The sequence below is a fragment of the Stenotrophomonas sp. SMYL86 genome (genome assembly GCF_036320025.1).
Lineage (GTDB): Bacteria > Pseudomonadota > Gammaproteobacteria > Xanthomonadales > Xanthomonadaceae > Stenotrophomonas > Stenotrophomonas maltophilia_A.
The window spans coordinates 30,208-43,045 of sequence record NZ_JAWIRU010000020.1 but is presented as its reverse complement, the minus strand read 5'-3'; the positions used below and the strand labels follow the sequence as shown (position 1 = coordinate 43,045).

Here is a 12,838-nt window from a genome sequence, read left to right as displayed (position 1 = left end):
GGACGCCCCCTGGGGCACCGGCACCCCGGCGGTGCCCGGCGCGCCGCCGCTTTGCCGCGGCTGCGCTGCCTGACGATGTGGCGCGTGCGCTCGGCCGCGCCACGGCGGTGCAGGTCGCGCCGGGCGAACGCGCGCAGCTGACGCGCCACTTCACGGTTGCCGCGCCGCACTGGCCGGTGGCCGCGTTGACCCGCCAGCGTGACGTCGGCGATGCTGCCGGCGCGTGCTGGCTGCGTGCCGATCCGGCCTGCATGGTGCCGGACATGCACGGTGCGCGGATGATGGCCTATGGCGAAACACTGCGGCCGACGCTGGCCGACAGCCTGGCCCTGCTGCCGGTGCTGCAGCCGTTGTTCGCCGATGCCGGGTTCGTGCTCGACGCGCCCGATCCCTCGCGCTGGTACCTGCGGCTTCCGATCGACCTGGCCCTGCCGGACTTCGACAGTCCGGACGAGGTGCTGGGCGATGACCTGTTCTCGCACCTGCCGGAAGGCGAGGGTGGCCGCCGCTGGCGGGCGCTCATGACCGAAGCGCAGGTGCTGCTGCACAACCATTCCTGGAACCAGCAGCGCGCCGCGCAGGGACAACAGCCGATCAATTCGCTGTGGTTCTGGGGCGGTGGCGTGATGCCAGTGTCGGTCAGCACGGCGCATGCGCAGGTGCGCAGTCGTGATGCCCTGCTGCAGGGCCTGGCTCTGGCGGCGGGCGTGGCCGTGGATGGCGAGCAGGCGGTGGATGCACTGGTCGACCTGCGCCAGCTGCGCTCTTTGCAGCAGCTCGGCAATGATGCGATCCGTCCGCTGCTGGCCGCGCTGAAACGTGGCGAGCTGCAGCGGCTGGTGCTGGATTTCGAGGATGGCCTGCAGTTCCAGCTGGATCGTGGCCAGCGCTGGCAGTTCTGGAAGAAGCCGCGGCAGCTTCACGATTGAGCGGGGTCAGATCCGTTTTCCATGGGAAAACGGCTCTGACCCTGGACGTTTGCCGGGGTTGCCGGCCAGCGGCCGGCACTAGCGCAGGTAACGGGCGAAGCCCTGCCGGCATCAACGAACCTCGCTGACCACCGTCGGCAGCGTCCAGTGCCCGCCGAGCATATTGCGACACTGGCCCGTCGTGAAATCGCTGCTCTTCACGAAGCGCTCGCCGTCCCAGACCCAGTCATTTGCGGAGATGCAATCGCCGACACCGCGGCCCCGGAAACGGCCTCGCAACGTAGCGTCATCGCGGTCAAAATCTTCGGCCAGGTCGGTGACAAAGGCCGCCTGGTACGGCGATTTGTCTCGCACCACCCAGTAGCCGTTGCTCATGTTGTAGGGCCCCACGAAGCAGCTGGTGCTTGCCAGCACATGCTGGGCGTCCAGTCGCTGGATCTCGATCTCATCTTTCCCCCCATCGCTCAGGCGACCGCACACATCCGGCTTCGGCAAGCTGCCGATCAACGCCTTGCGCAGGCCCGGTGCTTTCGCCAGCGCCGCGTCCGCGGCGCGCGGTTCCACCAGCGTGCCGCGCATGATCACCGGCACCGGCAATGCCGCAGGCACGTTCGCTTCGGCCTTGTGGCCGCGTCGCACCAGCGCACCCGGCGTGCCCAGCCGGCCCTGTGCCTCGTCCATTTTCAGCAGTACGGCCGCTGCACCGCTGTCGGAGATCGGCCAGACCTTGCCCTTGCCGTCGATGATCTCGATGCGTGCCTGGCGGGGCAGTGCGGCGACCAGTGCATCGGTCTGTGCCTGCTGCAACAACTCTTTGTCCCCGTCGCCCGTGTCGCGCACCGGGCCCAGGTGCTTGCCGTTCAGGCGCAGGCGCAGCGCTCCGGTTGGCGTTGGGCTTACACCGTCCTCGCCATTGCGCAGCCGTGCGAACACCTTCGTGCCCGGACCACCTGCGCGTTCCAGCATCAGACTGAGCAGGTTACCTGCAGCTTGCGGGCTGTATCCAGCCGCGCGGCAGGTGCGGGTGTTGTCACAGGCCAGCGACCAGTCGTTGTGCTCGAATTCGACCCCCGCCTTGGGCTCAGGTGTGGCGGCGTAAGCGGCCGGGGCCACGACGAGCGCCAACAGCGCGGTCTGCAGAGTGCGAAGCATTGGAAGATGTCCGTTGCAGGGCAGGCAAGCATGGAAGATGCGCCCGCGAAAACCAACTGCTCTGTCAAGAGTCAGAGACCTGCGTCCGCAGAGGCAGCCGACTGGGGCGGAGGTCGCACGCTATGATGTGCGGGTCTTCCGTAACCCGGCGATGCCGATGTCCCTTGCCGCCGATGCTGCGCATTCCTCCTCTGATACGCCGACGATCCGCCGCCGCGATGCGGTCGCGCCCGGCAGCTGGCCGGAGGGCACGCTGCCGCTGCTGGCGCGGCTTTACGCCAGTCGTGGTGCAGGCACACCCGAACTGGCGCTGCCGAAGCTGGGCAGCCTGCATGCGCCCGAGCTGCTGACCGGCATCGACGATGCAGTGGGCCTTCTGGTCGAGGCCATCGCCAACGATAAGCGCATCCTGGTGGTCGGCGATTTCGACTGCGATGGTGCTACCGCCTGTGCGGTCGGTGTGCGCGGCCTGCGCATGCTCGGCGCGCAGCATGTTTTCCACGCGGTGCCGAACCGCATGGTGCACGGCTATGGCCTGTCACCTTCACTGGTGGAGGAGCTGGTCGCGCTACAGCCGGACCTGCTGGTCACGGTCGATCACGGCATTGCCTGCCACGCGGGCGTGACCGCGGCCAAGGCGCGTGGCTGGCAGGTGCTCGTCACCGATCACCATCTGCCGGGCCCGCAGCTGCCGCCGGCTGACGTGATCGTTGATCCGAATCTGGACGGCGACGCCTTCCCCAGCAAGTCGTTGGCCGGTGTCGGCGTGATCTTCTACGTGCTGATGGCGCTGCGCCGGCAGATGCGCGAGGCCGGCGTCTTTGCCGATGGCAAGGGGCCGGACCTGACCACGCTGCTGGACCTGGTGGCGGTCGGCACCGTTGCCGACCTGGTGGCACTGGATCCGAACAACCGTGCGCTGGTCAGTGCGGGCCTACGCCGTCTACGCGCAGGGCAGGGCTGTGTCGGCCTGCGTGCGCTGATCGAAGCCAGTGGCCGTGATGCCGCGCGACTGACCGCCACCGATATCGGCTTCGCACTCGGCCCGCGCCTGAACGCGGCGGGCCGGCTGGAAGACATGGCGCTGGGCATCGCGCTGCTGCTGACCGAAGACCCGCGCCAGGCGCGCGAGATCGCGCAGACGCTGGAACAGATCAATTCGGAACGCCGCGCCGTGCAGCAGTCGATGACCGACGACGCCGAGCAGGCCTTGACCCGCGTGGTGCTGGACATGGCCGGGCAAAGGCCGGTCGCGGCCTGCCTGTTCGACGCCGACTGGCATCCCGGCGTGGTCGGCCTGGTCGCGTCGAAGATGAAGGACCGCCTGCATCGCCCGGTGATCGCCTTCGCGCCGGCCGAACCCGGCGCCGACACCCTGCGTGGCTCCGCCCGCTCAATTCCCGGCCTGCACATCCGTGACGCTCTGGCGCTGGTCGATGCGCGGCATCCGGGTCTGATCGAACGTTTCGGTGGTCACGCCATGGCGGCCGGCCTCAGCCTGCGGCTGGATCACGTCGATGACTTCAAGGCCGCCTTCGTCGCCGTGGTGCTGGAAATGCTCGACCCGGCGGCACTGCAGCAGCAGGTGCTGAGCGATGGCGAACTGGCCGCAGATGAGCTGGATCATCGCCACGCCGATGCCCTGCGGTTGGCCGGACCGTGGGGTCAGGGCTTCCCCGAACCGCTGTTCGATGGCCACTTCGAAGTGGCCAACTGGCGCGTACTGAAGGAGCGCCACCTGAAGCTGGAACTGCGCCTGCCGGGCGTGCCTGGCACGATCAATGCGATCCATTTCGGCGGCTGGCACGGCAACGCACCCGGCCGTCATGTGCATCTGGCCTATCGACTGGCCTGCGACGACTATCGCGGCGGCAGCGCCATCCAACTGATCGTCGAGCACTGCCTGCCTGCATGAGAATAAGGGGACGGAGGGGATTAAGTCGCTTGTGCCTTGTTTGCCACTTGCGACTTAATCCCCTCCGTCCCCTTTTTCTGTGGCGTCAGCGGACCTCGCTGACCAGCATCGGCAGTTCCCAGGTGCCACCGGGCACGCCCCGGCATAGACCCGGTGCCACCTCGGACGTCGCGATGAAGTTCGTCCCGTCCCACGTCCAGGCTGCGTGCGAAATGCAGTCAGCGAGGCCGCGGCCCTTCTGCGCGGCAATGATCTGGCCGTCGGCGTAGTCGATCGCATCGCTGGTCACCCATTGCGCCTGGAACGGCGCCTGCGGGCGCGCGACCCAATAGCCATCGCCGATGTTGTAGGCCCCGTGCCAACACGGGACCTTGACCAGCACATGCTGCGCGTCCAGGCGCTGGACCTGCAGTGGGGAGTTGCTGAGCGGAACGTCGGCATCAGTTTCCTGCAGGCCTTCGCAGCTGTCGTCCTCCAGCGTGGCACGCAGTGCTGCGCGCAGGGCGGGTGAGGCGGCCAGCCGAGCAAACGTGGGATCATCCGGAGTTGAGTCCAGGGTTGCGGCCTTGCGCACAACCGGCACCGGCAGTGCGGCGGGAACGCCGGACTCAGGCGTGCTGCCCCTGCGCATCACGGCGCTGGGCGTGCCGAGGCGGCCCTGGTACTCATCGATCTTCAGCAGTACCGCTGCGGCACCCTTGTCCGACAGCGGCCAGCGATGGCCAGCGTCATCGGTCACGCTGATCCCTCCATCGCGTACCAGTGCGGACAACAGTGCGCTGGTCTGCGCGGCATTCAAGCTGTGCGTGCCTTCGCCCTTCACGGGAGCCAGTACGCCCAGGTCCTGGCGCTGGATGCGCAGATGCAGCGCGCCCTTGGGCTGGGTCTGGCCTTCTTCCGGCTGCAGCGTCAGGCGGCCCTGGATGGCCTGATCCGGGCCGCCCTTGCGGGTGAGCAGCACACTCAGGGTGCTGCCATCGTCGGTGGCGTAGCCGGCGGCGCGGCAGGTCAAGGTGTTGTCACAGGCCACGACCCAGTCGTGGTGCTGGAAATACAGACTCTTGGCCGGAGCCGCAGCAAGGGCCGTCAGGGGGCAGGCCAGTGCCAACAGAGTGGCCAGCAGGGGCAATCGCATCGGCATCCTTGCGCGTGTGGGAGCGTGGGGCATGGTGCCTGTGGATGGGGGCAAAGAAAAGCCGAGCACGGTCCAACCCCATTCCGGCTGTCCGTGCGTTCAAACGTCCACGATCCCTCTGGAGCCCTGTCATGGTCTTCGTCCGTTGCTGCGCTGTGTTGTTGCTGGCCCTCGCGGCTGGGCCTGTCGGCGCTCAGTCGCCACGTATTGCCAGGCCGCAAGCCACCACCCCGCTGTTGATCGCGCCCGCCGCCGAACAGCCGGTGCAGCTGCAGCGTGCCCGCATCGAAGGCGAGGTCCATGCCGGCATCGCCCAGACCAGGATCACCCTCGAATTCCACAACCCGAACCGACGCGTGCTGGAGGGCGAGCTGCAGTTCCCGCTGGCCGATGGCCAGCAGATCACGGGCTTCGCGCTGGACATCAACGGTGAACTGCGTGACGCCGTGCCGGTGCCCAAGGACCGTGGCCGCCAGGTATTCGAGGAAATCGCCCGCCGCGGTGTCGACCCGGGCCTGCTGGAACAGACCGCCGGCAACCAGTTCCGCCTGCGTATCTATCCGCTGCCGGCCGGCGGCAACCGGCGCGTGCAGCTGGTGATTCGCGAACCGCTGGCCTTCGCTGGCCAGGGCTGGCAGTGGACGCTGCCGCTGCAGTTCGCCGCCGGTGCAGCCTCGGTTGAACTGAAGCTGCAGGCCCCCGGCGCGACCGCCGCGGGTACGGCGCCATTCCGCATCAGCGCGGGCCAGCTGCACTGGCAGGGAAAGGGCGCGCAGTTGCCGTCGCAGCTGCAGTGGAGCCTGCCCGCAGCACGTCAGGCGCAGGTCCAAGTGGCGCCCTGGCAGGACGGGCACTACCTGTTGGCGCAGCTGCCGGTGTCGCCCAGCAGCACGCCCCGCACGTTGCCCAGCGAGATCGGCCTGCTGTGGGATGGCTCCGGTTCGGCGGGCCAGCGCGACCGCACACGTGAGTTCGCCTTGCTGGATCGCTATTTCGCCTCGATGGGTGACGGCACCGTGGCGTTGACCGTGCTGCGCGACCGCGCCGAACCGGTGCGTCGCTTCCGTGTCCGTGCGGGCAACTGGAGCGAGCTGCGTGCAGCACTGCAGGCCGTACGCCCGGACGGTGCCAGCGCGCTGGCGCAGTGGCAGCCGCAACCGAGCGTGAAGGAATACCTGCTGGTCAGCGATGGCCTGCTGACCTATGGACCGGAAGCATTGCCAGCACTCGCACCGCAGCAGCGCCTGTTCGCGGTCAGCAGTGCTGGTGCGCGAACCGATGCAGTGCGCCTGCGCGGCTGGAGCGAAACCCGTGGCGGACGCTTCGTCACGCTGGGCAAGGATGTTGATGCGGCTGCGCGGGAACTGCTGTCGTCGCCGTTGGACGTGCAGGTGGATGCGGGCCGTGGCGTACAGGATGTTGTGATCGATCGTCGCAGCGAGGCCGAAGGCTGGCTGTGGCTGCATGCACGACTGGCGGCCGACGGCGTGCCGATGCGGGTGCGCTTGGGCGGTGGTGAATGGCAGGCGCTGCCGGCAACGCAGAAGAGTGACGATGGTGAGCTGCTGGCCGGCTTGTGGGCGCAGGCCCGTCTGCAGCAACTCGGCGCCGACCGCCGAGGCAACCGCGAGGCAATGCAGCTGCTGTCGCAGCAGTTCGGCCTGGTCGGACCGGACACCTCGCTGATCGTGCTGGAGACCCTGGAGGACTACCTGCGCTACGCGATCCGCCCGTCCGGCAAACTGCGCGCCGAGTACGATGCCCGCTTCGCACGGCAGGTGAGCGATCGCGCCGCTGCCGATCGCCAGCGCCTGGACCAGGTTGCCGCACGTTGGAAGGAGCGCCAGCAGTGGTGGAACCGCAGCTGGCCGAAGGGAGCGCCTCCGCAGTTGAAGGGCGGGGCGCTGGAAGTTGCATCCGCGGACTACGCGATGGACTCGGCGCCGGTGGCGATGCTCGCTGCGCCGGCCCCCGCGGCACCGATGGCCGCCGCCGAGCAACGCATGGAAGCCAGCAGCGCGCGTGCACGTCGCTCAGCGTCCGCATCGAACAAGGCCCTGGATTCAATCACGGTCACTGGTGGTCGTGTCGCTGCGCCCGCTGCCGCCAACGAGGGCGAGCTCGGCATCCAGCTGGCGGCCTGGCAGCCGGACTCGGCCATCGCCCGGCGGCTGCGCCAGGGCCCGGCGTCGCAACTGTATGACCGCTACCTGGCCGAGCGCGATGCACACGCCGACAGCAGTGCGTTCTTCCTCGACGTGGCCGACCTGCTGCTGGAGCAGGGCCAGCGCGAACTGGCATTGCGCGTGCTGTCGAACCTGGCCGAGATGGACCTGGACAACCGCCACCTGTTGCGTGTGCTCGGCTACCGGCTGATGCAGGCCGATGCCCCGGCACTGGCGGTGCCGGTGTTCGAGCAGGTGCTGGCGATGGGCCAGGAAGAACCGCAGAGCTTCCGCGATCTTGGCCTGGCACTGGCGGCTGCGGGCAAGCCGCAGCAGGCGTTGGCGCCGCTGTACCAGGTGGTGGTGCGGCCGTGGGACAACCGCTTCGACGGCATCGCCCTGATCGCATTGGACGAGTTGACCAACCTGGTGGCACGCAGCACGACACGGCTGGATACCCGCCGCATCGACCCGCGCTTGCTGCAGGCGATGCCGCTGGACCTGCGCGTGGTGTTGTCGTGGGATGCCGACAACAGCGACATGGACCTCTGGGTGACCGACCCGAACGGCGAGCGCGCGTACTACGGCAACCGCCTGACCTATCAGGGTGGGCAGATGTCGCAGGACTTCACTGGTGGCTATGGTCCCGAGCAGTTCTCGCTGCGCAACGCCAAGCCGGGCAAGTACAAGGTGGAGGCCAACTACTTCGGCAGCCGCCAGCAGCTGGTGACCGGTGCGACGACCCTGATGCTGCGGCTGACCACGCACTGGGGCACGCCGAAGCAGAAGGACCAGATGGTGACGATGCGATTGAAGGATCGCGCTGAAACCGTGCTTGTGGGCGAGTTCGAGGTGAAATGATCGATCGCGGGCTTTTGTAGAGTCGGGCTTGCTCGACTGCCTCAAGGTGGAGCCGAGCCCATGCTCGGCTCACGGCAGAAGCAGCCGAGCGCGGGCTCGGCTTTACAACGGCACCGAACTCAGCGCGCCGTTGCGGCGCGTGCAATCGGCGACGCTGGCGGATCGGCACGGAGGCCGAACAGCGGCCGCAGCCAACGCGAGCGTCGGATCAGCAGTTCGTGGATCAGCAGGCAGCCGCTTATCGTGCCAGCCACCAGTAGTACAGGTTCCAGCCACGGGCCCAGCTGCAGCGGGCGCAGCGCGTACAGCAGAACGATCAGCACAGTCTGATGCAGGATGTACCAACTGAACACGGCTTCGCGGCAGTAGTTCAGACCGTGCCAGGGACGGTCCAGCAACACGCGCGCCCAGCCGAACAGGGTCAGCAGCATGCACCACGTATACAACGCGCGGCCGACGCGTTCGGTCTGGGCCCACGGCAGTGCCAGCACCCACGCATCCAGATCGCTCACATGCGGCAGGCGCGCCAGCGCGCGGATGCCCAGCTCCAGGCAGAGCCCCAGCACCGCCAGGGCCAGGGTCAGGCGACGCCCGCGCACCAGCAGATCCCAGCCGCGCTGCCAGCGTGCCGCCAGGAAGCCGCCGAGGAACAGTGGCAGCGACTCGGCATGCACATACACGTCGTCCAGCAGGGCATGGGTGGGTGGCCAACGCGGCATCAGTACCAGCAGGGACCAGGCCAGCCAGGCTACCGGCAGCGCCAGCAGCAGGGTGCCCAGCAGGCGATCACCGGGTTGCCAGCGCGGCAGCGCCCTGCGCAATGGTCGGAGCAGGCTGGCCAGCACGACCGCCAGCACCGTGTAGGACAGAAGGTAGGCCAGGTACCAGAGATGATTCCAGGTGAAGCCGTAGGCGGCACCACTGAAGTGCGCGCCCGGCCACGGCCGGAACTGCCAGTAGCGCCATAGGAAATGGCCCAGCCCCGGTGCCACGTCACCCTTGTCCAAGGCCTCGCAGTAGGCCTGCAGGGACACCACCGCGACGATACCGAAGACCAGGGGCAGCAGCAGGCGCCAGCTACGGCGGAGCGTGTGCTGCAGTCGCCCGTGGTCTGGCAGGGAAAGGCCCAAGGCGATACCACTGATGGCAAACAGCAGCGGCATGCGCCAGCGGTTCAGCGCGATCATCGGCCACTGCAGCCATTCGGCGGTGTAGGCGCTCTTGAGGTGGAAGTCCCAGCCGGCCACATAGGCCATGGCGGCGTGGTAGAGGATCAGCAACGCGAAGGCGGCGATGCGCAGGGTGTCCAGATCGTGGCGACGGTGCATGGCAATGGGCGTCAGGAGGATGCTTCACCTTCCGCCGCAAGGCTCAGCGTCGCCAGCGGATAGGGTGCAGCGGCAGCCTTGCAGGGTCCAATGGAGGGGTTATTGGGACCAATGGCCGATGCGGGAAGGGTCGGATGGGCAACAATGGCGGCATGGAAAATGGAGATCCGGCGGTCGATCCCGCCCTTGTTGCAGATCGTCCCAACCGCGCGGGCATGGCTGCAGTGTTCTGGTCGCTGCTGTTCCTGTGTACCGCTGCGGGCAATGTGCTGGCGCAGTGGATGCGGGCATTGCGGGACGCCCAGCCATTCCCGGGCCTTGCGGCTTCGATCGAGGAGTTCAGCAGTGCGCTTGCCAGCCTGGGCCTGCTGGCACTTCTGCATGCCGCCGCTCACCGCTGGCCGTTGCATGCAGACACCTGGCGGCGCCGGATCGGCCTCTACGTGCTGGGTGGCGTTGCCTGGTGGCTGTTGCATGTCAGTGCCATGGTGCTGATGCGCAAGCTGGCCTTCGCCCTGATTGGCCAGCACTACACCTATGGCGCCTGGCCGGCGCAGTGGTTCTACGAGTTCTTCAAGGACGTGCAGACCTACAGCCTGCTGGTGATTGCCGTGCACGCCGTGGCCTGGTTCGGCCGCCAGCGGCAGGGTGAGGCGCACCTGCTGGCCGAGCCCGATGTCGGCCCGCCGGTGGAGCCGGTCGAGCGCCCCCAGCACTTCCTGGTGCGCAAGCTGGGCAAGGAGTTCCTGGTCGCCACCGCCGACGTGGAGTACGCCCAGGCGGCGGGGAACTACGTGAATCTGCGGGTACGCGGCCACGACTACCCGCTGCGGATCACCATGGCGGTGCTGGAGCAGCGGCTGGATCCGGGCGAGTTCCTGCGCCCGCACCGCAGCTGGCTGATCCATCGGGGCCAGCTGCGCTCGATCGAGCCGCTGGACGGCGGCGAGGCCCTGCTGCACATGGCCGACGGGGCGAAGGTGCCCTGCAGCCGGCGCCAGCTACCGCTGCTGCGGCAGGCGCTGGGGGCAGGGTGAGGCCCTCATTCCGGGCATCCCCGGCCTGCGGTATCATTACCAGTCATCTTTTGAATGCATAACCGCCGACATGATCGAACTGAATCCTGTCCGCCAGCGCATCACCGATCTGACCGATCGCGTGCTGTCGCTTCGGGGGTATCTTTGACTACGACGCCAAGAAAGAGCGTCTTGAAGAAGTAACGCGGGAGCTGGAAAGCCCCGACGTCTGGAACAACGCCGAATACGCCCAGAACCTGGGCCGCGAGCGTTCCAGCCTGGAAAAGACCGTGGGCGGCATCGCCTCGGTGCTGGACGGCCTGGCTGATGCCACCGAACTGCTTGAGCTGGCTGAGTCCGAGCAGGACGAGGACACCGCGCTGGCCGTGGTCGCTGACCTGGACAAGCACCAGTCGCACGTCGAGAAGCTGGAGTTCCAGCGCATGTTCTCCGGCGAGATGGACAATGCTGCCGCCTTCGTCGACATCCAGGCCGGTGCCGGTGGCACCGAAGCCCAGGACTGGGCCGAGATCCTGCTGCGCATGTACCTGCGCTGGTGTGAATCGCGCGGCTGGAAGACCGAGCTGATGGAAGTCTCCGGTGGCGACGTCGCCGGCATCAAGTCGGCCACGCTGCGCGTGGAAGGCGACTATGCCTACGGCTGGCTGAAGACCGAGACCGGCGTGCACCGCCTGGTGCGCAAGTCGCCGTTCGACTCGGACAACCGACGCCACACCAGCTTCACCTCGGTGTTCGTGTCGCCGGAAATCGACGACAACATCGACATCACCATCAACCCGGCCGACCTGCGTACCGACGTGTACCGCTCGTCCGGTGCCGGTGGCCAGCACGTGAACAAGACCGAGTCGGCGGTGCGAATCACCCACATCCCGACCAATATCGTCGTGGCCTGCCAGACCGGCCGCAGCCAGCACCAGAACCGCGACAACGCGATGAAGATGCTGGCCGCCAAGCTGTATGAGCTGGAGATCCAGAAGCGCAACGCCGAAAAGGACGCCGTGGAAGCCACCAAGTCCGACATCGGCTGGGGCAGCCAGATCCGTAACTACGTGCTCGACCAGAGCCGTATCAAGGACCTGCGTACTGGCATCGAGCGTTCGGATACGCAGAAGGTGCTCGACGGCGACCTGGACGAGTTCGTCGAAGCCAGCCTGAAGGCCGGCCTGGCCGTGGGCTCCAAGCGCGTCGATGCCTGATCGACGCGCCTGCGCGGATATCGTCACTCTCGTGCGCAACGCCGAGGGTGGTTGAACCGGTTTTTTGTAGAGCCGAGCCATGCTCGGTTGCTGTTCGCGCGGTGGCAGATGCGTCGAGCATGGCTCGACGCTACAACGGGTATGGCGGTGGCGATGATGCGCAGCGAAAGTGAACGCAAGGAACTCGGCGGCTTCCTCAAGGCCTGCCGTGCCCGTGTCGACCCCGCCACGCTCGGCCTCCCGGCAGGGCGTCGGCGTACCCCGGGCCTGAAGCGTGAGGAAGTGGCGCTGGCGATCGGGGTCAGCGTCAGCTGGTACACCTGGATCGAACAGGGCCGCGAAGTGCGCGCTTCGCCGGAGGTCCTTGAACGCCTGGCGCAGGTACTGCGCATGAGCGACGACGAGCGTGCCTATGCGTTCGCGCTGTCCGGCTACGGTGTGCCACTGGAATCTCCCGACGAGACAGTGACCGACGGCCTGCGCCAGCTGGTCGAGGCCATGCAGCCGATCCCGGCCTACGTACGCAATACCCGCTACGACATCCTGGCCTGGAACCCGGCCATCGCCGAGCTGTTCGTGGATTACAGCCAGCTGGCGCCGCACGAGCGCAACACGCTGCGGCTGATGTTCCTGTATCCGCCGTACCGCACGCTGATCCTCAACTGGGAAGAAATGACCCGCGGCCTGCTGGCAGGCTTCCGCGCGGCGATGGCGCAGGCGCCGGACAAGGCCCCGTTCCTGGCGCTGGCCGAGGACATCGCTGGGCACAGCGAGGAGTTCCGCCAGTGGTGGCCGGAGCACGACGTGCGCCGGTTCGACGAAGGTGCGAAGAAGCTGAATCACCCCACGCGCGGGTTGCTGGACCTGCAGTACGTGGCGCTGGTGCCGGAGAGCCGGCACGACCTGTCACTGGTTACCTACCTGCCGCGTAGGTAGGGGGTTGTTCGGCAGGGCTTGCAGCCCTGCACCTGCTTCAAGCCGAAGCAACGGCAACAGCAACAGCAACAGCGAGCTATCCGTGGGTTGGCGGGGGGGGGGGGGGGGGGGGGGGGGGGGGGGGGGGGGGGGGGGGCGGGGGGGGGGGGGGGGGGCGGGGGGCGGGGGGGGGCGCCCCCCCCCC

The 12,838-nt window shown here is 67.6% G+C and carries 9 protein-coding genes; 6 read left to right on the top strand and 3 right to left on the bottom strand.

The genetic code is table 11. The features are described from left to right. The first annotated feature begins 65 nt into the window (after window positions 1-65). Window positions 66-929, top strand: coding sequence for a phosphoglycerate mutase (locus V3B64_RS18195; protein ID WP_329914663.1), 864 nt, complete (start codon window positions 66-68; stop codon window positions 927-929). Window positions 930-1,040: 111 nt separating this feature from the next. Here the strand turns inward: V3B64_RS18195 and V3B64_RS18190 are convergent, their stop codons facing one another. Next, entirely contained in the window at window positions 1,041-2,081 is a 1,041-nt protein-coding gene (locus V3B64_RS18190) for a DUF1176 domain-containing protein (RefSeq protein WP_121503181.1), read from the bottom strand. Window positions 2,082-2,238: 157 nt separating this feature from the next. Between V3B64_RS18190 and recJ the strand changes: the two genes are divergently transcribed. Further along, window positions 2,239-3,996 (top strand): single-stranded-DNA-specific exonuclease RecJ, encoded by a 1,758-nt coding sequence (gene recJ / locus V3B64_RS18185; protein WP_329914646.1) that lies wholly within the window; start codon window positions 2,239-2,241, stop codon window positions 3,994-3,996. 85 nt (window positions 3,997-4,081) lie between these two features. Here recJ and V3B64_RS18180 read toward each other — a convergent pair whose 3' ends face one another. Further along, window positions 4,082-5,131 (bottom strand): DUF1176 domain-containing protein, encoded by a 1,050-nt coding sequence (locus V3B64_RS18180; protein ID WP_329914645.1) that lies wholly within the window; start codon window positions 5,129-5,131, stop codon window positions 4,082-4,084. 131 nt (window positions 5,132-5,262) lie between these two features. Between V3B64_RS18180 and V3B64_RS18175 the strand changes: the two genes are divergently transcribed. Beyond that, entirely contained in the window at window positions 5,263-8,157 is a 2,895-nt protein-coding gene (locus V3B64_RS18175) for a VIT domain-containing protein (protein ID WP_329914644.1), read from the top strand. Between the two features lie 119 nt (window positions 8,158-8,276). Here V3B64_RS18175 and V3B64_RS18170 read toward each other — a convergent pair whose 3' ends face one another. Then, window positions 8,277-9,485 carry an acyltransferase family protein gene (locus tag V3B64_RS18170; protein WP_329914643.1) on the bottom strand — a complete coding sequence of 403 codons (1,209 nt, stop codon included), beginning with the start codon at window positions 9,483-9,485 and terminating at the stop codon, window positions 8,277-8,279. Window positions 9,486-9,619: 134 nt separating this feature from the next. On the opposite strand from V3B64_RS18170, the gene V3B64_RS18165 reads away from it, so the two are divergent. The 3 genes from V3B64_RS18165 (at window position 9,620) to V3B64_RS18155 (ending at window position 12,654) form a co-directional block, all read left to right on the top strand. Further along, window positions 9,620-10,522 carry a LytTR family DNA-binding domain-containing protein gene (locus V3B64_RS18165; RefSeq protein ID WP_329914642.1) on the top strand — a complete coding sequence of 301 codons (903 nt, stop codon included), beginning with the start codon at window positions 9,620-9,622 and terminating at the stop codon, window positions 10,520-10,522. Between the two features lie 70 nt (window positions 10,523-10,592). After that, window positions 10,593-11,718, top strand: a protein-coding gene (gene prfB / locus V3B64_RS18160; protein ID WP_097048047.1) for a peptide chain release factor 2 whose coding sequence is annotated in 2 segments (ribosomal slippage) — window positions 10,593-10,667 and window positions 10,669-11,718 — 1,125 coding nt in all. Because the reading frame shifts where the segments join, the coding sequence is not laid out codon by codon here. 153 nt (window positions 11,719-11,871) lie between these two features. After that, complete coding sequence (locus tag V3B64_RS18155) at window positions 11,872-12,654, top strand: helix-turn-helix transcriptional regulator (RefSeq protein ID WP_329914641.1); 783 nt, start codon at window positions 11,872-11,874, stop codon at window positions 12,652-12,654. Window positions 12,655-12,838 lie beyond the last annotated feature (184 nt).